The sequence below is a fragment of the Ilumatobacter sp. genome, assembly GCF_030065885.1.
Classification (GTDB): domain Bacteria; phylum Actinomycetota; class Acidimicrobiia; order Acidimicrobiales; family Ilumatobacteraceae; genus Ilumatobacter.
This window is the reverse complement of sequence record NZ_JASJCS010000018.1, coordinates 44,426-63,205: the sequence shown is the minus strand read 5'-3', so window position 1 is coordinate 63,205 and position 18,780 is coordinate 44,426. Positions and strand designations below refer to the sequence as shown.

Genomic DNA, 18,780 nt, shown 5'->3' with positions numbered 1-18,780 from the left:
TACATGCTCTCCTCGTCGCCGACCTCGGTCTCGGTCACCGTGCCGCCGCCCGTGTGAGCGAGCGCAGCCGCCGATGCCTTGGTGAGCGCGTCGCCGGTGATGGGGGTCTCGTCGTCGTCGCCGCCACCGGCTGTTGCGACGCCGGCGATGCCGATGCCTGCGACCGCCGCCAGCGCGGCGCTCGTGATGATGATCGTTCTGCGTGTCATGCCATGAACGTACGAATCGAAGGCTGACCGCAACCTGACGCCGCTCGCCACGCGTTCAGCGGCGCGTCAGCTGCAGCGGTCATGCTGTGAGGGTGAAGCTGCTCGTCATCGAGGACGACGTCAAGACCGCAGCGTCGCTGCAACGCGGCCTCGAGGCCGAGGGGTACCGGGTCGAACTGGCGCACGACGGCCACGACGGGCTGTGGATGGCGACCGAAGGCGCCTACGACGCGATCGTGCTCGACATCATGTTGCCGGGCATGAACGGCTACCGGATCTGCCACGAGCTCCGGGCACGGCACCTCTGGACGCCGATCCTGATGCTCACCGCCAAGGACGGCGAGTACGACGAGGCCGAGGGCCTCGACACCGGTGCCGACGACTACCTCGTCAAGCCGTTCTCGTTCGCGGTGCTGCTCGCACGGCTCCGAGCCCTGCTCCGCCGGCCGGCCGAGCCGCCCGCGCCGCTGGAGGTCGGTGACCTGCGGATCGAGCCGGGCCCTCGGCGCGTCTGGCGCGGCGAGACGGAGATCGAGCTGACGGCCCGGCAGTTCGACGTGCTCGAGTACCTCGTGCGGCGTGCCGGCGACGTGCATTCGAAGGCCGACATCCTCGCGGGCGTGTGGTCGCACGACTTCGACGGCGATCCCAACATCGTCGAGGTCTACGTCAAGCGGCTGCGGCGCGCGATCGACGAGCCGTTCGCCCGCCATTCGATCGAGACGGTCCGTGGCGCCGGGTACCGACTCGTGCCGGACGACGGGGACGCATGACACGATCGACGAGACCGATCCGCGCCCGCGTCACGTTGGTCGCGACCGTGCTCGTCGCCGTCGTGCTGGTCGCGTTCGCAGTCGTCGTCGTGATCGCCCAGCAGGCTCAGCTCAGGGGCAACCTCGACAACTCGCTCGAGCAACGTGCCGATCTGGTGCGCGACCAGATCGCCGGCGGGCGGTCCGTCGTGACCTCCGACGACGAGGATCGCTTCACGCAGGTGCTCGACGGCGAGGGCCGGGTCGTGCTGGCGAGCGAGAACGTCGCGGGCGCCGGCGCACTCGCCGCGCTGCCGTCTGGCGACCAGGCCTTCTCGACGTCGGCTGCGCTGCCGGTCGAGGACGACGAGTTCCGCATCCTCGTCAAGCGCTACGAAGAGGACGGCCGCTTCGTCGTCGTCGGCGAGAACGTCGACGACCTGCGCGACGGCATGTGGGCCCTGATCACCGCATTGGCCGTCTCGATCCCCGTCACGCTGGCGGTGCTGGCCGCGGTGATCTGGTGGATCGTGGGCCGGACGCTCCGGCCGGTCGAGGAGCTGCGGCGCGAGGTCGCCGACATCGGCCTCGACCGGCTCGACCGCCGCGTGCGCGTCCCCGACACCGACGACGAGATCGCACGCCTCGCGGCCACGATGAACGACATGCTCGTCCGGCTCGAGCGGTCGGCCGAGCGGCAGCGGCGGTTCGTGGCCGACGCATCACACGAGCTCCGCACGCCGCTGACGAGGATGCGGACCGCGCTCGAGGTCGACCTCGGGCGCGACGATGCCGACCTCGCCGAGACGGCGAGCGGCGCGCTCGACGACACGATCGAGATGCAGCACCTGATCGACGACCTGCTGTTCCTGGCGCGCCACGACGCCGGCCAGACCGCGATCCGATTCCAGCGCGTCGATCTCGATGCGATCGTCGAGGCCGAGGTGCGCGAGGCCCGGGCGATGGTGCCGTCGGGGCCAGGGATCGACATGTCGGCGGTGTCGGCGGCGGTGGTCCGGGGCGACGCGTCCCAACTCCGGCGGCTCGTCCGCAACCTCCTCACGAACGCCGTCCGGCATGCAGCGTCGTCGGTGCGCGTTCGCGTCGTCGACGGCCCGGACCGGGTGGTGCTCGTCGTGCAGGACGACGGACCGGGTATCCCGCCAGCCGACCGCGAACGGGTCCTCGAGCGGTTCGTCCGTCTCGACGAGGCCCGCACCGACCGCGACGGCGGCGCCGGTCTGGGGCTCGCCATCGTCAAGGAGATCGTGCTGGCGCACGGTGGGACGATTCGGGTGAGCGGCGCCGATGAGGGCGTCGATGTGCACGGCGCACGCGTCGAGGTGACGCTCCCTGCGGTGGGTTGACGCGTCGGGTCGACGCGTCAACCCGACGCGTCAGTTGACCTGGCGCTCGTGGCCTTCCCAGAACGGGGCGCGAAGCTTGAACTTCTGCAGCTTGCCGGTGGCGGTGCGGGCGAGCTCGTCGCGGAACTCGACCTTCTTGGGGCACTTGTAGCCGGCGAGCTTCGTCTTCGTGTACGCGATGACCTCGTCCTCGGTCAGCGTGCTGCCCGGCGTCTTCACGACCAGCGCCGTCACGAGCTCGCCCCACTTCTCGTCGGGGATCCCGATCACAGCGACCTCGGTGATCTCGTCGTGCTGGAAGATCGCGTCCTCGACCTCGATCGACGAGACGTTCTCGCCGCCCGAGATGATGACGTCCTTCTTGCGGTCGGCGATCGTGACGTAGTTCTGGTCGTCGATGTAGCCGCCGTCGCCGGTGTGGAACGCCCCGTCGTAGATCGCCGCTGCGGTCTGGTCGGGTTGCTCCCAGTAGCCGTCCATCACGACGTTGCTGCGGGCGGTGATCTCGCCGTTCGAGGTGACGCCCATCGTGCAGCCGATCGCCGGCACACCGGCACGGTTCAGCTTGACGGCGCGGTCGGCGGGGGAGAGGTCGTCGAACTCGGCTCGCGGCCGGTTGATCGTCAGCAGCGGCGCGGTCTCGGTGAGGCCGTAGATCTGGTTGAACTCCCAGCCGAGCTCGGTCTCGGTGCGCTCGATCGTCTTCGTCGGCGGCGGCGCACCGGCGATCACGACCCGCACCTGGCCCCGGCCGGGGATCTCGCGGCCCGCCGCCGTCCAGGCTGCAGCGGCGTCGAGGATCATGTTGAGCACGGCCGGAGCGCCGCACATCAGCGTCACGCCGTGCTGCTCGACCCGGCGGAGGATCTCGTCGCCGTCGACCTTGCGCAGGATGATGTGCTCGCCGCCCATGCCGGTGATCGCGTAGAGCATGCCCCAGCCGTTGCAGTGGAACTGGGGGAGCGTGTGCAGGTACACGTCACGGTCGCTCACGCCCATGTGCCACCCGAACGTCGCCGCGTTGAGCCAGACGTTGCGGTGGGTGAGCTGCACGCCCTTGGGCCTGGCGGTCGTGCCGGACGTGTAGTTGATCGTCGCCGTCGCGTCCTCGTCGGGCTCCCAGGCCGCCGGTTCGACGTCGAAGCGCATCAGCGCCTCGTCCGCCTCGGCGCCGATGGTGAACTTGTGCTCGCACTCGACGTCGGCCATCGCTGCCTCGAGCTCGGGGTCGACCAGCAGCACGCGTGCGCCCGAGTGCTGCACGATGTACTTGACCTCCTCGGCGACGAGGCGGAAGTTGACCGGCACGAGGATCCGGCCCGACCCTGAGACGCCGAACAGCGCGGTCAGCAGCCGCGCCGAGTTGTGGCTGAGCATCGCGACGCGCTCGCCGACGCCGATGCCCATCGCGTCGAGGCCGGCCGCCATGGCCCGAGCCCGGCGCGCCATCTCGCGGTACGTGATCTCGCCCCACGACTCGGCGGGTTGATCCGGCTCGTCGACGACCGCGACGCGATCGGGGTAGACGAGCTCGGCGCGCTGCAGGAAGTCGTTGACCGTCAGTGCAACCTTCATGGGTTGCGAAGTTAGTCGTCGCCGCCCGATGCGAACTGATCGACCATCACCGGATTGCCGTCGGGGTCGGTGAGGACGATGTGGCCGGCCCCGGTGGCGTCGGGGTCGGTCCGGACCGCGAGCTCGATGCCGGCCGAGTCGAGGATCGACTGGATCTCGCGCACGTCGGTGAAGTCGTCGGTCGGGTCGGCCCGCTGGGTCAGGCCTGGATTGAACGTGAGGATGTTCTGTTCGAACATGCCGTGGAACAGCCCGATCACCGCATCGCCGTTGCGCATGATGAGCCAGTTCTCGTCCGCGTTGCCGCCGATCTGCTCGAAGCCGAGGGCCTCGTAGAAGGTCTGCGACGCGCCGAGATCGGCGACCGCAAGGCTGATCGAGAACGCTCCGAGCTTCATGTCGCGACCATAGGGCCCTGCGTCGTGAGCGGCCAGGGCCGATTGCGTTCGGCGGTCAGTGCGAGGTCGAGCAGGAGCTCCTCGGCGAAGTGCCGGCCCACGACCTGCAGACCGATCGGCAGGCCGTCGAGCATGCCGACCGGGATCGAGATCGCCGGGTTGCCGTAGAGGTTCGCCGGGAACGTGAGCCGGCCGTTGATCTTCGCGCCGGCCTCGATGCCGCCGAACGTGTCGGGGAGCGGGCCGTCGGCGTCGAACGCCACGTCGGGGTTGCTGGCCGTCATCACGAAGTCGACCCCGCCCGACGTCGCGTCGAAGATACGGGCCATCGCCTCGTTCAGGTCGGCGCGCCGCCGTTCGAGCTTGATCCGGGCTTCGACGCCGTAGTTCGCCGGACCGTGTTCCATCGCCAGCCGGATCTCGGGCGTGAGGTCGTCGGCACACTCGGGCCAGAAGTCGCCGAGCCGTTCGACGAGGCCGACCGAGTTGGCGACCGACCAGGCGGCGCCCATGCGGGGGAGGGCGGTGTCGAGCCCCTCGACGCGCACCATGTCGCAGTCGGCGATGAGCTGATCTGCCGCCTCCTCGAGCAGCTCCCACATCACTGGCGACACCACCGCCGAACCCCAGTCGGCGACGACGGCGACCCGCTTGCCGCGCAGCTCGTCGAGATGCGACCCGAGCCCGCGTTCCCAGCCCTCGACCCGCGGGAGCGAGAGCGGCTCACGCGGGTCGTGCCCGTTGCAGACGTCGAACCACCGAGCCGTGTCACGCACCGAGCGGGACAGGCAGCCGACCGTCACCGTCATCGCTCCGAGCTCGGCGCCGGGTGTGCGAGGGATGCGTCCGTACGTCGCCTTGAGGCCGACGAGGCCGGTGAAGCCGGCCGGGATGCGGATCGACCCGCCACCGTCGCCGCCGGTCCCCAGCGTCACGATCCCGCCGGCGACCGCGGCCGCGGTGCCACCGCTGGACCCGCCCGGCGTGCGCCCGTGCTGCCACGGGTTGTGCGTCGTGCCGTTGAGCACGGTGCGCGTGACGTTGACGCCGCCGAACTCGGATGCCGTGGTCTGGCCGACGAGCACCGCACCCCCGTCGTCTCGGATCCGTGCGACGTTCGTGCTCGTGTGCGTCGCGACCTGGTCGCGGTACAGCACGCACGCATGCGTGTCGGGCCAGCCGGCGACCTGGTCGAGCTCCTTCACACCGATCGGCACCCCGCCGAACGGGAGGCCGACGTCGGCGCGGGCGGCCGCCGCCTCGGCCCGCTCGCGATCGACGTGTGAGAACGCGTTGAGGTCGCTGGCTTCGATGGCGTCGAACGTCGCGGCCAGCTCCTCGCCCGGTGAGCGCTCGCCGCGCCGGAACGCCTCGACCAGCGAGACGGCGTCTCCCTGCCATGGTTGCTCGGCCATACTCTGACGTTACTCATGGACTCCCGTTCGTTTCTCGGCCTCGAGGACAGCCACAACCCGTTCCGCTGGAAGCTCGACGTCCGCGCCGACCTGTGCACGTCGGGACGGTTCCTCTTCGGTGGCGCCGGACTCGCCTCGGCGATCTCGGCGCTCGAGGGCACCAGCGGTCGCCGGTGCATCTGGGCGACGGGCCAGTACCTCTCGTACGCACGAACCGGTGAGGTCATGGACATCGACGTGACGATCGCCGTCGAGGGGCATCAGATCACCCAGGCCCGAGCCGTCGGCCACGTCGGCAACCGCGAGATCCTGACGGTCAACGCTGCACTCGGCGACCGCCCCGACTATCCCGCCGGTCAGTTCGAGCAGATGCCGACGGTGCCACCGCCCGAGGACTGCCCGCCGCGGCCGACGCGCAGCGACACGAACGGCACGATCAACGAGCGGGTCGACGTGCGGCTCGCGAAGGGGCGCCTCTACGACGAGCTCGACGGCGTGCTCGGGGACGGCCGCACGATCATGTGGGGCCGCGTGCCCGACGTCATCGAGGGGGTCGACGCGACGTCGCTGGCGATCATGGGCGACTACGTGCCGTCGGGTGTCGGCCAGGCGCTCGGCCGACGTGGCGGTGGCAACAGCCTCGACAACACCTTGCGGGTGCTGCACCTCGTGCCGACCGAGTGGGTGCTGCTCGACATCCGCGTCCACGGCGTCGAGCGCGGCTTCGGCCACGGGCTGGTGCACATGTTCGCCGAGGACGGCACGTTGCTGGCGACGGCAAGCCAGAGCTGCATCGTGCGCTTCCACAAGAGCTGATCGAGGCCCGCCTCGGCCCTTGTCGCCGGGCGCGCTGCGCCGGATGATGGTGGTAGAAGCGTCTGACTTCGGTCGGCTGCTCGCGTCCGTTCGGGAGGTGGGCGATGGGTCGTGGAAGTGCGTGGAGGCGTGTCGGAGGGTGGCGGTCTGCAGCCGGTGCGCTGGCGATCGTCGCGGGACTGGTGGTCGCTGCGCCGAGGCCCGCAGCGGCGGGCGCCGGCGAGGAGCCGATGCCGATCCCGCCTCCCTGCGCCGAGCCGTCCGAGCACGTGCCGATCGACGGCGCCGCAGATGTCGCGGTCGACGCCGGTACCCGGCTGGTCGGGACGTGGATCCGGTGTGACGGCGACACCCGGATGTGGTGGGCGTACGAGGGCGACGACGTCGGGTACGAGTTCGCGGACGACGGCCGGTTCTTCCGGCTCTACCAGGACGAGAACGGGGGATTGATCCGCGCCGAGGGCTTGCTGCAGGAGGGCGAGTGGACGATCGACCGCACGATCGCCGGTGAGCCGATCGTGTGGATGGCCCTGACGGGGTCCGGCTCGATGGGGCATCTGCTCTCGTTCTTCGCCGAGCCCCAGGCGATTCGTCTCGTCGAGACGATGGGGCCGGCGATCCGGACCTTCGTCCGGTGGTCGGGCGCAGCACCGGCGCCCGGTTGGCCTGCCAGCCTCGGTGAGGGGCCGTGCAGCGTGCGCACGCTGCCGGTCGAGGTGGACTCGGTCGAGGACGCTGCGACCCGCCTCGTCGGAACCTGGATCCGCTGCGGCGACGGTCCCCGGTTGTTCTGGGCCTTCGAGGGCGACGACGTCGGGTTCGAGTTCACCGCTGACGGCCGGTTCTTCCGTGTCTACGAGGGCGCCGACGGCGGACTGATCCGCTCCGAGGGGTTCGCGCAGGAGGGCCGGTGGCAGATCGACGACCTGTACGACGGGTTCACCGTGGCGCTCGGGATGGACCTGCACGGCAGCGGCTACTTCAACCACCGAGCGACGTTCCACGAGGAGCCGGTCGCACTGCGGATCATCGAGGAGATGGTGTTCACGGCCACCCACTACGTCCCGTGGTCGGGCGCCGAACCCGAGCCCGGGTTGCCGACCGACGTGGGGGACGGGCCGTGCGGCCATGCGACCGACCACATCGTGCTCGAGTCGTCGGCGCAGACCGAGGATCTGCTCACGGGGACGTGGACCGTCTGCGGTGGCGAGCCGTTCGGCCCGGCGGTGATCGGCGTCGAGTTCGCCGCCGACGGCGACTTCCGGGCCCTCGTGCACGCTGCCGACGGACAGGTCGTGCCCGACGCCATGAGCGTCGGCGCCACCTGGCTGGTACACCGCTTCGACGAACCGTTCGACATCCACAACGGACCGCAGCTCGACATCCGCTACGCCGACGGCAGCACGCGCATCGCCAGTCCGCGCTTCTTCGCGACGCCGCCGTTCGTGGCGTTCGGGGTCGGTGCTGGCCTGGTCGAAGGCACGCCGGCCGCGCTGTCGCTCTCGCCCCCGGACGCGCTGCCACCGACCGGGCGCGACGCATCCTGGGAGCTGGCGCTCCTCGCCGGCGCCCTTGTCGTGGTCGGGTGGGTGTCGGTCCGCGTCACACGTCGCAGCAGGTTCCGCTGATCGGTCACGACGGCGCGTTCTCGTAGTGTCCCCGGGATGACGCTGCCGATCCGACCAGGCATGACCGTTCCGCTCCCCGGCCCGCTCCACGCGCAGCGCGACCGCATCGTCGAGCTGGCCGACCTCGGCTTCACCGACGTGTGGAGCGCCGAGTCGGACGGCGGCGACGGGTTCACGCCGCTCGCCTTGGCGTCGGTGTGGGAGCCACGGCTGCGGCTCGGCACGGCGATCGTGCCGGCCTACACGCGGGCGCCGGCCTGCATGGCGCAATCGGCGGCGAGCCTCGCCGACGCCGCCCCGGGCCGGTTCGCGCTCGGCATCGGTTCGTCGTCGAACGTCATCGTCGAGCGCTGGAACGGGGTGCCGTTCGACGAGCCCTACAAGAAGGTGCGCGACATGGTGCGGTTCCTCCGCGATGCGTTCACGGGCGAGAAGGTGACGCAGCAGTACGACACGTTCGAGGTCCAGGGCTTCCGGCTGGGCATCCGTCCCGAGCAGACGCCGCCGATCCTGGTCGCCGCGTTGCGCTCGGGCATGCTGCGGATGGCCGGGCGCGAGTCGGATGGCGCGATCACGAATTGGCTCGCGCCCCAGGACGTCCCCGTGGTGGCGGCCGAGGTCGCCCAGGGATCTGGCGGCGACGAGCGCGAGCTGGTGGCCCGGATCTTCGTGTGCCCGAGCGATCAGACCGACCTGGTGCGGGCGGGCGCCCGTCGTGTGATCGCCGCGTACATGAACGTGCCGGTGTACGCGGCGTTCCAGGAGTGGCTGGGCCGAGGCGATCGGTTGGCGGGCATGTGGGCGGCGTGGAAGGCCGGCGACCGCAAGCAGGCGCTGGAGGAGATCCCCGACAGCGTGGTCGACGACCTCGTCGTGCACGGCACCCCGGAAGCCTGTCGTGCCCGCATCGACGAGTACTTCGCGAACGGCATCACGACCAGCTCGCTGGCGATCCTCCCGTTCGATCCCGAGCTCGACTTCTGGGACGCCGTTCGTTCGCTCGCACCCGCCTCGTGAGGGGGCCGCCTCGCACGCGCTAGGTGTAGCTAGGTGTGACGACCGGGGACGTTGTCCTCGGAGCAGTGGGTGAGGGTGTCGATGGGTGATGCCCAGCCGAGTGCTCCGTGGGATCGGTGGTGATTGTAGAAGTGCATGAAGCCGTCGTAGGCGTCTCGTCGTTGGGTGTCGGTTTGCCAGTCGCGGACGTAGGCCCATTCCTCGAGCAGGATGCGGTGGAAGCGTTCGACCTTGCCGTTGGTCTGGGGCCGGTAGGGGCGGGTGCGTTTGTGGGCGACGCCGGTGTGGTCGAGAGCGGTTCGCCAGATGCGTGACTTGTAGCAGGAGCCGCTGTCGGTGAGGGCGCGTTCGATGGTGATGCCGTGGGTGGCGAACCAGGTGTGTGCTCGGTACCAGAACGCGGCTGCGGTGGCGCCTTGTTCGTCGGGCAGGATCTCGGAGTAGGCGATCCGGTCGTCGACGGCGGTGTGGATGAACCGATACCCGACCGTCGAACGCTTCTTGGACGGTGCTTGGCCGCGGCCGTGGATCCGCCAGCCGCCACCGTCGGGGATCCCCGACAGCTTCTTCACGTTGACGTGCACCAGTTCGCCGGGTCGGTCGCGTTGATAGCGACGAACTGGTTCTCGATCGGTGGCACGGTCGCCTCGGTCGAGCCGGCCCAGCCCTTCGGAGCGGAGCACCGACTGCACGGTCGACGCGGCGATCCCGACTTCGTGGGCGATGTGATCGGCTCCCCAACGGTGCCGGCGGCGGAGCTCGATGATCCGGGCCCGGTCGGCGTCACTGGTGCGGTTCGGTGACCGGTGCGGCCGCGACGATCGGTCCAGCAGCCCAGCAGCGCCATCGGCGAGATAGCGGTCGCGCCACTTACGCACAGTCTTGGCGTCGATCTGGAACCGTTCCGCGGTCTGCTCAATCGTCCAACCACGATCGATCACGCAGGCAACCATCCGTCGACGTCCCGTCGGGGTCAGCACCGCGTTCGGGTGCTGGCTCGTAGCGTGCAACATGAGTCCTCCGGTGTGTGGTGGTGAGTTGTGGAAGACCCACAGCCTCACCCGGAGGACTCACCTCATTCGGGGATCACCCATCACGCCAGGGACAACCTCCCCGGTCGTCACAGCTAGTGGCGCGTCAAGCAACGTTTGCGCGGTTGACGAGTTCGGTGAGTTGTCGGTTGCGGGCATTGGTGTTGCGCCAGCGGATGTAGCGGCGGATCATCGCAGCTTGTGCTTTGTGGGTGGGGTGGTCGGTGCCGTCAAGGGCGAAGTAGCGCAGCGCCTGGAACTGGGCCTCGATCCGATTCAGCCATGACGCGTAGTGCGGGGTGTAGGCCAACTCGACGTTGTTCGCCGCGGCCCACTCACCGACCCGGGTGTCCTTCTTCGTGGTGAGGTGCGGGGAGAAGTTGTCGAGCACGATCGCGATCCGAACATGAGGCGGGTGCAACGTGCGCAGGTAGCGCATGAACTCGAGGAACTGGGTGCGGCCCTTGGTCTGTTTGATGTGCCCGTAGAGCCGGTCAGTCGACAGGTCGTAGCCAGCCAGGAGATGTCGGACGCCGTGGGGACGGGTGAACGTCGCCCGCCGGGTTCGCCGCGGAACCTCGCCGCCGCCACCGGCCACGGCCCAGTGCTTGCCAGGGTGCGGTTGCAGGTTCAACGGACCGAACTCGTCGAAGCAGATCACCACATCGGGATCGCCGCGGGCCTTGTCGATCTTGCCGTCAGCCAGGTCGTAGAGGTGCAGGATCCGGTTCTTCTTCGCCTCGTAATCCGGGTCGTTGGATTGCTTGAAGGTGTTCACGACTTGAAACGACACGCCCTCCTCGCGGAGCAGAAGGCGCAGGCCTTCGTGGCTGATGTCGTTGACCACCCCCCTGGCGACGAGGTGCTCGGCCAACTTGGTGAGCGACCAGGTCGAGAACGGCAGGTCGTAGTCCTGGGGACGGCCGAGCGCGATCTGTTTGACCTCGCGTCGCTGGTCGTCGGTGAACTTCGGGGGTCGGCCACCGGCGTATCGCGGATAGAGCGAGTCGAAGCCGTCGGCGTTGAAGTTGTGGATCACCTCACGAGCACGATCCTCGGACGTGAACCCAAGCGCTGCGATCTGCGGGACGTCCATCTGCTGGGCTGACCACAACACGATCTGGGCTCGCCGCCACGTCACGATCGACCCCGACGATCGGCGCACCATCCGCAACAGGCGCTGCCCTTCTTCGTTGGTGATCTCCCGAACCTGGACGCGCTCTGCCATCCCCACAGGAAAACAGACTCGCACTCACCAGCGGTGGACGCGACCCCACCAACGTTGCCGGTCAAGCCACTAGGTGTAGCTAGGCGGCGACCTGCTGCGAGCGCTGTGCTTCGCGGTCCGCGAGGTAGCGCCGGATCTCGGCGACGTGGCGGAGCCCGCGACGACGGGTCTCGGCATCGAGTCGGAACTGGACGGGAACGTCGGCCCTCGGCAGCAGCGCGAGCTGTTCGGGCTGTTGGTCGGCGGTGTTCTCGATCATGCCCCCATCGTGACGAGGGGGTGTTGCAGGGTTAGAAGCCGCTGGCCGCCAGCACGGGATGATCGGGGTCGACGCCCACGATTCGCAGCCGGACGCCGCGCGTCTCGAGTCGATCGAGCCGGTTCTCGAGTCGCCGCAACGTCGCGACGCTGTCGATCGTCGCGCGGTGCAGATCGAGGTGCACGTGCTGGCCGGCGTCGAGGGCCTCGAACTGGTCGACCAGACCGTCGACCGTCCCGGCGTCGACGCTGCCCGATGCCGCCACGAGCAGGATGTTGCCGTCGGGGTCGTCGATCATGAAGACCCGGAGCCGGACTTCGTCAGCGGCGTCCCGGGTCCTCCGCTGGAGCCGGCTGAAGCCGGTCGACACCACGCTCGGGATGCTGATCCGATGGGGGAGGAAGCGGGTGAGGAACATGGTTCGTGGTGGTGTCGATGGCGCCCGGTTGACGATGTCTTGACACGGTCGACCGGGTAGTTGAGATCGTTCTCACTTCTATCGTCACGCCACGGACGCAACTGAAACGGCAAGTGCGAGCACCGCGACCGCCGCCGGTGTTGCGTAGCCCGCCCATCGCGGATACCCGCGATGGCGCGGCGCCATCACCACGAGTGCGCAGAGCGCGCCGGCCGCCGCGCCGCCGAGATGACCGCCGACCGAGATGCCCGGGATCACGAACGTGATGAACAGGTTGAGCATCAGCAGCGTGCCGATCTGGGTGTTGAGCGGGTTGGCGCCCTGCAGGTAGTAGCCGACGAACGCCAGCGCCATCAGACCGAACACCGCGCCGGAGGCGCCGCCGGCGATGCCGCCGCCGTCGATCAGCAGGCTGCCCGCCGAACCGCCGAGCAGCCCGGCGAGGTACACGAGCAGGAAGCGGATGCGGCCGATCGCCGGCTCGAGCATCTGACCCAGCACGTACAGCAGGTACATGTTGAACGCGATGTGGATGATGCCGAAGTGCAGGAAGCCCGACGTCAGCAGGCGGTACCAATCGCCGCCGTCGGACAGGTAGACCGACCCGTCGGGGAGGCGGACGCCCATGCCGTCGCCGAGCGCGTTCGAGTTGAGGCCCAACTGGGCGTGACCGATGGTGATGTTGCGCCCGCCGAGACTCTGCGGGTCGCGCACCGTGACGTAGATGAAGACCAGGGCGTTGAGCGCCATGATGGCCATCGTCACCATCGCGGGCTGCCGTGCGTTCCAGTAGCGGGCCCGGGTGCGGACGTCGGGCTGGGCTGCCTTGGCGCAATCGAGGCAGTGGCTGCCCACGGCCGCCTGCACGAGGCACTCGGAGCACGCCGGCTTGCCGCATCGGGTGCACCGTCGGCCCGCCTCGCGCGACGGATGGCGGTAGCAGGTCGAGCTCGCCGCGTTGCTCGACGCCGAGGGGGTGGAAGGGGGAGGAGGCAGAGCCATTCGTGTGAATGCTATTCAGTGATCCGGCGGCGCGGCGGTCGCAGCCGCAGCCCGTCGTCAGAGGTCCATGTGGACGATCAGCTGATCGGGCGGACACGGCTTGCCCACCAGGTGGCCCTGGACCAGGTCGCATCCGGCCGCCCTGAGCCGTCGGAGCTGCTCGAGCCCGGTCACCCGCTCGGCGACGACCTCCATGTTGAGGGCGTGCGCAAGCAGGACGAGCGCGCGAACGACGCGTGTGTCGGCCTCGGAGGCGCCGCTCGGCAGCGCCAGGCTGCCGTCGAGCTTGAGCACGTCGGCGCCGATGTCCGTGATCAGCGACAGTGCGTTGGAACCGGTGCCGAAGTTGTCGAGCGCGACCCGGATGCCGACTCGGCGGAGCGCACGGACCGACCGGATGACCTCGTCGGCCTCGCCGAGCAACGTGGCCTCGCGCGCCTCGAGCACGATCTGGCGTGGACGCAACCGGTACTCGCGGAGCAGGTCGACCACACGGTTGACGAACGACGGGTTGGCGAGCTGCAGCCTCGAGATGTTGACGTGCACGGCGAATCGTTGACCGGCAACGCCGTCGTCGATCCATCGGCGCGTCGCCGCGCATGCCTGCTGCAGCACCCAGTCGCCGATCGGCGCGATGACGCCGGTCTCCTCGGCCACCGGGATGAAGTCGCTCGCCGGGATCCGTCCCCGTGTCGGGTGCGACCATCGCACGAGTGCCTCGGCCGCCTCGGCTCGCTCGGACACGGCCGAGAAGATCGGCTGGTACTCGACGTCGAGCTCGCCCTCCCGGAGCGCCCTGGAGAGCGCCGCGGCGAGCTCGGTGCGGACCTTGGCCTTGCTGCGCAGCTGGCTCGTGAACATCGCCGTGCGAGCGCGGCCAGCCTGCTTGGCGGCGTGGACCGCGGTGTCGGCCTGCGAGACGAGCTGCACGGCGGCGGCCGCCGGCGCCGACGCCCGGATCTCGTCGTCGCTGACGCTGACGCCGACGCTCACCGAGACGTCGAGCTCGAGCTGGCGGATCGTGAGCCGTCCGGTGAGAGCCCGGCGGATACGGTCGGCGAGATCCATCGCCACCGATGCGTCGTTGACCTTCCGGCACAGCACGACGAACTCGTCGCCGCCCAGCCGGGCGACGAGGTCGGACGGCCGCACGGCCGTGGCGAGGCGCTTGGCCGTCGAGGCCAGGAGGCGGTCGCCGATCTCGTGGCCGAGGGCGTCGTTGACGTCGCGGAGCCGGTCGACGTCGATCATCAGGATCGCGACCTCGCCGCCGTCCTCGTCGATGCGCTCGAGCGCATCGGCCGTGCGATCGAGCGCGGCGGAGCGGTTCAGCAGGCCGGTCGTGGGGTCGTGCTGCAGCAGGTGCGCCAGCTCGGTCGAGCGGTGGCGCTCGTCGGACACGTCGCGGCACAGCACGGCGATGAACCCGCCGTTGGGTGCCGTCGCCTCGTGGCGGACGAGCACGGTCGCGCTCCAGGTGGCGTGGGCGAGGTGTTCGTTCTCGAAGTCGATCTCGCCCTTCCAGACGCCGCCTTCGGGATCGCCCAGCAGCTGCTGCGGAACCTGTTCGAGCACGTTGCGAATCCGGTGGCGGCCGTCGTGCTGCGGGCCGGAAAGCCCCGGATCGGGGAACAGATGATCACCGGCGGCGTTGCTGTCGATGAGCGTGCCGTCGATGCCGACGACGATCATCGCGGCCTGATCGGCGTCCATCAGCAGCCTGATCTGGCGGAGCGGCTCGGTGTCGGGCGGCGACGGCGCCGAGGTGATCGACGACACCGGTGTGGTCGCTCGGGATCCACTCGTTTCCGGGGTCGCGGTGTCGTCCTGGGTCATGTCGCCTGGTTGCTCGGGGGGTCGTGGTCACTCCGAACCGGCGTATCGGCCCGACACGGAGCTCTGGGCGATAGCGATCGCGTTCAGCGTCGAGATCACTTCGCTTGCGGGAGCATCATCGGCAAGTTCCAGCTGCTGGTTGAGCGCGTGCACCGTCACGACGAACAGGTGTTCCTCGCCCGCAGGCGGGCACGGTCCGGTCCAACCCTGGACACCGGCCGAGTTGGGCCACACAAGCGCTCCGTCGGGAACTTCGCCGTCGGAGACGTTGCCGTCCGAAGGCGCGATGCCGTACACGATCCACTGGGCCTCGTTGCCGGCGTCGACGTCGGTGACCGTGATGGCCAACTCGACGGTGTCGGCGGGGATGTTGCTCCACGACATCGCGGGCGAGATGTCGTCGCCGTCGCACGTGTACTGCACCGGGAACGCCGCCCCGTTCGGCCACGACGTGAACAGCTCGAGCTGGCGCGGCGCCGGCGTGGGTGCCGCCGGCAGCGTCGATTCGGTGACGGGCGGATCGGGCAGGGGGAACACGGGATCCCTGAGGGTCTTGCCGTCGCCCGTGTCACAGCCGGCCAGGGCGACGACGAGGGCGATCGTCGGAAGGAGCAACGTGTGACCAGTGGCGGGGCGACGCATCGTGCGTGAGCGTAGCGATAGCGTGCTGCGGTGATGGCAGAGCCCCGCACGATCCTCACGGTGCACGCCCACCCCGACGACGAGGCGTCCAAGGGCGCCCCGACGCTGGCCAAGTACGGCGCGCAGGGCGTCCGGACGGTGCTGGTGTGCTGCACCGGCGGCGAGGAGGGCGACCTCCAGAACCCGACGCTCCGCGAGCCCGGCCAGCCGTTCCACGGCCTCGAGCCCGACGAGGAGCGAGAGCTGGTGGTCTCGATGCGCGCCGGCGAGCTGGCCAAGTCGGCCGAGGTGATCGGCTTCGACGAGGTGGTCATGCTCGGCTACCGCGACTCGGGCATGGCCGACTCCGAACCGAACGAGCATCCCGACTGCTTCCACCAGGCCGATCTCGACGAGGCGACCGGCCGGCTGGTCGAGGTGATCCGGCGCACGAAGCCGCAAGTGATCATCACCTACAGCGACGACCAGCAGGGCTACCCCCACCCCGACCATCTGCGGGTGCACGACATCTCCGTGCTGGCGTTCGATCGGGCGGGCGACCCCGAGTGGTACCCCGGGCTGGGCGACCCGTTCCAGCCGCTCAAGCTGTACTACACCACGTGGAGCCGCCGCCGACTCGTCGCGGTGCACGAGGGTCTCCTGCGCCATCGCGGCGAGTCGCCGTTCGACGAGAAGTGGTTCGAGCGGCCCGACAGCGATCACCGCATCACGACGCACATCAACGTGCACGACTTCATGTGGGCGCGCACCCAGTCGTTGCTCGCCCATGCCACGCAGGTCGACCCCACCGCGGCGTTCTGGTTCGGCCTCTCCGACGACGAGCTCGCGGACACGTATCCGTGGGAGGACTGGATCCTCGCCCGCTCGCTGGTCGGCGACATCCCGCCCGCCGGCGACCCCGCCGCGGCCGAGAGCGACCTCTTCGCCGGCATCGACGTACCGGCCCGGGCCGAGGTCTCATGAGCGCGTCGGTGCAGTACCGCGTGGTCGTCGCCAAGAAGGACGAGCGCGTCGACGGCCCCGACGATGCCGAGGTGGTGTTCAACGTCCCGCTCGCCGTCGCCGGCGAGGACGGGTTCGATGCGACCGTCGAGTTCATGCGCGGTCGCGTCAAGGCGGCCGGTCCGAGCCGCGACGTGCTGGCCCTGTTGAAGTCGGGCGAGGCGACGGCTGCGATCAGCCGGCTCGCATCGCAGCCCTGAGCTCGCGGTAGCCGATCAACGTCGCGCCGGCCTCGGCGATCAGGTGCGGGAGCGTCGCGTCGAGCGTGACGAACACGTGATCGTCGATCCAGTCGGCGGCGTTCGGCGTCATCGCGTGCACCTCGGGCGTGTCGATCGCCGGTTGCACGTGCACCTCGGTGACGCCCGGCTGCAGGGTCTGGAGCGTGCGGGTGACCCGCTCGCGTGACCCCGCGCGCCAGTCGTGGTCGAAGTGGTCGGGGAACACGACGCCCTCGTCGGCGGCGAGCTTGCGGAACGGGAAGCCGGCCTGCTCGGCGGAGACGGTGGAGGGCAGGCGGATCGGCAGGGTGAACTCGCACGCCAGCTCGAGGTAGATGTCGAAGAACTCGGGCCGCAGCGTGATCGCGGTCAGGTGGGGAGCGAGATGGGTGACGTCGATGCCCCAGGCTCCCGCCCTCGTCACCTGCGCCTTCAGCTCGCGGTAGACCTCGTCGGGGTCGGCGTGCTCCCACAGGTCGGTCAGGTTGCGCGGGAAGCCGCCCTCACCCGAGAGCAGCGACGGCGCGTGCGTCACGGGCCCCCACCGGTACACCTCGTGCTCGGCGTTGAGCGTGAGGTGCACGCCGATGTCGTCGGTCGGCTCGTACAGATCGGCGGCGTGACGCGCCCATGGTGCGGGCACCATGATCGAGGCGCAGGTGGCTTGCCCGTCGCGAATGGCCTGGTAGACGCCGACGTTGGCGGCATGGCACGAGCCGAGGTCGTCGCACGACAGGATGACCAGCTTGTCGTCGGCCGAGTAGCCGAGCCGTTCGGCGAGCTCGCTCACGCGCCCGACGCTATCCGCCTGACCGCTCCGACGAGCCGGTCGACGTCATCGACGGTGAGGTAGGCGGCGATGCCGGCGCGGACCGCGCCGGCGATGCCGTAGCTGGCCATCACCTCGAGCGCGTAGTAGTGGCCGTCCCACACCGCGATCCGATCGGCGGCGAGCGCGACCGCGACCTGTTCCGCGGTACGGCCGTCGACGTCGAAGGCGAGCGTCGGCGCGCGGTCGGCGAGGTCGTGGGGGCCGTGGACCGTGACGCGGTCGTCGGCGAGCAGGCCGCCCAGCAGCCGCTCGAAGAGCTGCCGCTCGTGGCAGCGGATCTCGTCGACACCGGTGTCGAGCAGGAACCGCGCTGCTGCGTCGATCGCCGCGATGCTCTCGTAGGCGGGCGTCCCGAGCATGAACCGTCCAGGACCGGTGTCGGGTGCGGGGCGCACCTTGTAGGCGTGGAGGCGATCGAGCAGCTCGGGCTCGATCCAGGTGATGCCGGCGTGTGGCCCGTACCACTTGTACGAGCTCGTGGAGAACACGTCGCACCCGATGGCGCCGATGTCGACGGGTGCATGCGGCGTGAGGTGGACGCCGTCGACGACCACGTTCGCGCCGGCTGCGTGCGCTGCGGCCGTGATGGCGGTGACGTCGGGCATCGTGCCGATCGCGTTGCTGGCGCCGGTGACGGCGACCCAGCGCGTGCGATCGCCGATCAGGCCGGTGACGCGATCGGTGGGGAGGCGCCCGGTCGTCGTGTCGAAGTCGGCGAGCCGAACGGTGGCCCCGGCATCCTCGGCCATGAGCATCCACGGCGAGATGTTCGAGTCGTGGTCGAGCCGGGTGCACACGATCTCGTCGCCGGGTACGAGGTCGTGGCCGATCGCGCGCGTGATCGAGAAGACGTTCGCCGTGGTCGACGGTCCGAACACGAAGCCGCCCGGATCGGCGTGCAGCAGCTCGCCCACCGTCTGCTGTGTTCGCTCGACGAGCTCGTCGCAGGCGTCGGCAGCCGGGAAGGCGCCATGACTGTTGGCGTTGTTGCCGCTGCGTTGCCATGCGGCGCTCGCTTCGATCGCCGAGTCGACCACCTGGGTGCCTGCCGGCCCGTCGAAGCGCGCCCACCCCTGGTGGTCGCCCTCGGTGATGCCGGGGAACCGATGCCGTACGTCGAACATCGGGTCAC

The 18,780-nt window shown here is 69.6% G+C and carries 19 protein-coding genes and 1 pseudogene; 7 read left to right on the top strand and 13 right to left on the bottom strand.

Features of this window, described 5'->3' with window-relative positions; translation table 11 throughout:
- Nucleotides 1-209, bottom strand: a pseudogene (locus QNJ12_RS06655) (hypothetical protein); the annotation flags it as partial.
- Nucleotides 210-301: 92 nt separating this feature from the next.
- Here QNJ12_RS06655 and QNJ12_RS06650 point away from each other — a divergent pair.
- Together QNJ12_RS06650 and QNJ12_RS06645 are read left to right on the top strand one after the other, a co-directional pair.
- A complete protein-coding gene (locus QNJ12_RS06650; RefSeq protein WP_300620568.1) occupies nt 302-982 on the top strand; it encodes a response regulator transcription factor in 681 nt (226 codons plus the stop codon).
- Complete coding sequence (locus tag QNJ12_RS06645; RefSeq protein ID WP_300620566.1) at nt 979-2,328, top strand: cell wall metabolism sensor histidine kinase WalK; 1,350 nt, start codon at nt 979-981, stop codon at nt 2,326-2,328. The genes QNJ12_RS06650 and QNJ12_RS06645 overlap by 4 nt, the downstream gene beginning before the upstream one ends.
- 30 nt (nt 2,329-2,358) lie before the next feature.
- Here the strand turns inward: QNJ12_RS06645 and QNJ12_RS06640 are convergent, their stop codons facing one another.
- Genes QNJ12_RS06640 through QNJ12_RS06630 form a run of 3 tightly spaced genes read right to left on the bottom strand, consistent with a single transcriptional unit; the run spans nt 2,359 to nt 5,716 of the window.
- On the bottom strand, nt 2,359-3,903 hold the full coding sequence (locus tag QNJ12_RS06640) for an AMP-binding protein (RefSeq protein ID WP_300620564.1): 1,545 nt from the start codon (nt 3,901-3,903) through the stop codon (nt 2,359-2,361).
- Nucleotides 3,904-3,914: 11 nt separating this feature from the next.
- Nucleotides 3,915-4,301: a VOC family protein gene (locus QNJ12_RS06635; protein ID WP_300620561.1), complete on the bottom strand. Its 387-nt coding sequence runs from the start codon at nt 4,299-4,301 to the stop codon at nt 3,915-3,917.
- On the bottom strand, nt 4,298-5,716 hold the full coding sequence (locus tag QNJ12_RS06630) for an amidase (protein WP_300620558.1): 1,419 nt from the start codon (nt 5,714-5,716) through the stop codon (nt 4,298-4,300). The genes QNJ12_RS06635 and QNJ12_RS06630 overlap by 4 nt, the downstream gene beginning before the upstream one ends.
- A 15-nt stretch (nt 5,717-5,731) precedes the next feature.
- Between QNJ12_RS06630 and QNJ12_RS06625 the strand changes: the two genes are divergently transcribed.
- The 3 genes from QNJ12_RS06625 to QNJ12_RS06615 all read left to right on the top strand — a co-directional run bounded on the left by QNJ12_RS06625 (nt 5,732) and on the right by QNJ12_RS06615 (nt 9,177).
- Entirely contained in the window at nt 5,732-6,532 is an 801-nt protein-coding gene (locus QNJ12_RS06625; protein ID WP_300620555.1) for an acyl-CoA thioesterase II, read from the top strand.
- A gap of 230 nt (nt 6,533-6,762) precedes the next feature.
- Nucleotides 6,763-8,160 carry a hypothetical protein gene (locus QNJ12_RS06620; RefSeq protein ID WP_300620552.1) on the top strand — a complete coding sequence of 466 codons (1,398 nt, stop codon included), beginning with the start codon at nt 6,763-6,765 and terminating at the stop codon, nt 8,158-8,160.
- Between the two features lie 36 nt (nt 8,161-8,196).
- Nucleotides 8,197-9,177, top strand: a complete 981-nt coding sequence (locus QNJ12_RS06615; protein ID WP_300620549.1) for an LLM class F420-dependent oxidoreductase — start codon at nt 8,197-8,199, stop codon at nt 9,175-9,177.
- Between the two features lie 29 nt (nt 9,178-9,206).
- Here QNJ12_RS06615 and QNJ12_RS06610 read toward each other — a convergent pair whose 3' ends face one another.
- From QNJ12_RS06610 to QNJ12_RS06580, 7 genes are all read right to left on the bottom strand, one after another.
- Nucleotides 9,207-10,190, bottom strand: coding sequence for an IS481 family transposase (locus QNJ12_RS06610; RefSeq protein ID WP_300620546.1), 984 nt, complete (start codon nt 10,188-10,190; stop codon nt 9,207-9,209).
- Between the two features lie 124 nt (nt 10,191-10,314).
- Nucleotides 10,315-11,436, bottom strand: coding sequence for an IS630 family transposase (locus tag QNJ12_RS06605; RefSeq protein WP_300620543.1), 1,122 nt, complete (start codon nt 11,434-11,436; stop codon nt 10,315-10,317).
- 79 nt (nt 11,437-11,515) lie between these two features.
- Nucleotides 11,516-11,695, bottom strand: coding sequence for a hypothetical protein (locus tag QNJ12_RS06600; protein ID WP_300620540.1), 180 nt, complete (start codon nt 11,693-11,695; stop codon nt 11,516-11,518).
- 31 nt (nt 11,696-11,726) lie between these two features.
- Nucleotides 11,727-12,113, bottom strand: coding sequence for an STAS domain-containing protein (locus QNJ12_RS06595; RefSeq protein ID WP_300620537.1), 387 nt, complete (start codon nt 12,111-12,113; stop codon nt 11,727-11,729).
- An 84-nt stretch (nt 12,114-12,197) separates the two neighbouring features.
- Nucleotides 12,198-12,980, bottom strand: coding sequence for a rhomboid family intramembrane serine protease (locus tag QNJ12_RS06590; RefSeq protein ID WP_300620533.1), 783 nt, complete (start codon nt 12,978-12,980; stop codon nt 12,198-12,200).
- A 192-nt stretch (nt 12,981-13,172) separates the two neighbouring features.
- Nucleotides 13,173-14,894 (bottom strand): bifunctional diguanylate cyclase/phosphodiesterase, encoded by a 1,722-nt coding sequence (locus tag QNJ12_RS06585; protein WP_300620530.1) that lies wholly within the window; start codon nt 14,892-14,894, stop codon nt 13,173-13,175.
- Nucleotides 14,895-14,978: 84 nt separating this feature from the next.
- Entirely contained in the window at nt 14,979-15,593 is a 615-nt protein-coding gene (locus tag QNJ12_RS06580; protein WP_300620527.1) for a YbhB/YbcL family Raf kinase inhibitor-like protein, read from the bottom strand.
- Nucleotides 15,594-15,626: 33 nt separating this feature from the next.
- Here QNJ12_RS06580 and QNJ12_RS06575 point away from each other — a divergent pair, with 33 nt between their 5' ends.
- Together QNJ12_RS06575 and QNJ12_RS06570 are read left to right on the top strand one after the other, a co-directional pair.
- The gene (locus QNJ12_RS06575) at nt 15,627-16,556 is read left to right on the top strand and encodes a PIG-L family deacetylase (RefSeq protein WP_300620525.1); all 930 of its coding nucleotides are present in this window, start codon (nt 15,627-15,629) and stop codon (nt 16,554-16,556) included.
- Entirely contained in the window at nt 16,553-16,795 is a 243-nt protein-coding gene (locus tag QNJ12_RS06570; protein WP_300620522.1) for a hypothetical protein, read from the top strand. The genes QNJ12_RS06575 and QNJ12_RS06570 overlap by 4 nt, the downstream gene beginning before the upstream one ends.
- On the opposite strand, the gene QNJ12_RS06565 is transcribed toward QNJ12_RS06570, so the two are convergent.
- Nucleotides 16,770-17,606 carry a ChbG/HpnK family deacetylase gene (locus QNJ12_RS06565; RefSeq protein ID WP_300620519.1) on the bottom strand — a complete coding sequence of 279 codons (837 nt, stop codon included), beginning with the start codon at nt 17,604-17,606 and terminating at the stop codon, nt 16,770-16,772. The two genes, QNJ12_RS06570 and QNJ12_RS06565, sit on opposite strands and share 26 nt — an antisense overlap.
- Entirely contained in the window at nt 17,603-18,772 is a 1,170-nt protein-coding gene (locus tag QNJ12_RS06560) for a cysteine desulfurase-like protein (RefSeq protein ID WP_300620516.1), read from the bottom strand. The genes QNJ12_RS06565 and QNJ12_RS06560 overlap by 4 nt, the downstream gene beginning before the upstream one ends.
- Between the last annotated feature and the right edge of the window lie 8 nt (nt 18,773-18,780).

Coding starts and splice junctions, on each gene's coding strand:
- QNJ12_RS06645 (WP_300620566.1), top strand. CDS start 979: ATGACACGATCGACGAGACCGATCCGCGCCCGCGTCACGTTGGTCGCG.
- QNJ12_RS06640 (WP_300620564.1), bottom strand. CDS start 3,903: ATGAAGGTTGCACTGACGGTCAACGACTTCCTGCAGCGCGCCGAGCTC.
- QNJ12_RS06635 (WP_300620561.1), bottom strand. CDS start 4,301: ATGAAGCTCGGAGCGTTCTCGATCAGCCTTGCGGTCGCCGATCTCGGC.
- QNJ12_RS06630 (WP_300620558.1), bottom strand. CDS start 5,716: ATGGCCGAGCAACCATGGCAGGGAGACGCCGTCTCGCTGGTCGAGGCG.
- QNJ12_RS06625 (WP_300620555.1), top strand. CDS start 5,732: ATGGACTCCCGTTCGTTTCTCGGCCTCGAGGACAGCCACAACCCGTTC.
- QNJ12_RS06620 (WP_300620552.1), top strand. CDS start 6,763: ATGCCGATCCCGCCTCCCTGCGCCGAGCCGTCCGAGCACGTGCCGATC.
- QNJ12_RS06615 (WP_300620549.1), top strand. CDS start 8,197: ATGACGCTGCCGATCCGACCAGGCATGACCGTTCCGCTCCCCGGCCCG.
- QNJ12_RS06610 (WP_300620546.1), bottom strand. CDS start 10,190: ATGTTGCACGCTACGAGCCAGCACCCGAACGCGGTGCTGACCCCGACG.
- QNJ12_RS06605 (WP_300620543.1), bottom strand. CDS start 11,436: ATGGCAGAGCGCGTCCAGGTTCGGGAGATCACCAACGAAGAAGGGCAG.
- QNJ12_RS06600 (WP_300620540.1), bottom strand. CDS start 11,695: ATGATCGAGAACACCGCCGACCAACAGCCCGAACAGCTCGCGCTGCTG.
- QNJ12_RS06595 (WP_300620537.1), bottom strand. CDS start 12,113: ATGTTCCTCACCCGCTTCCTCCCCCATCGGATCAGCATCCCGAGCGTG.
- QNJ12_RS06580 (WP_300620527.1), bottom strand. CDS start 15,593: ATGCGTCGCCCCGCCACTGGTCACACGTTGCTCCTTCCGACGATCGCC.
- QNJ12_RS06575 (WP_300620525.1), top strand. CDS start 15,627: ATGGCAGAGCCCCGCACGATCCTCACGGTGCACGCCCACCCCGACGAC.
- QNJ12_RS06570 (WP_300620522.1), top strand. CDS start 16,553: ATGAGCGCGTCGGTGCAGTACCGCGTGGTCGTCGCCAAGAAGGACGAG.
- QNJ12_RS06560 (WP_300620516.1), bottom strand. CDS start 18,772: ATGTTCGACGTACGGCATCGGTTCCCCGGCATCACCGAGGGCGACCAC.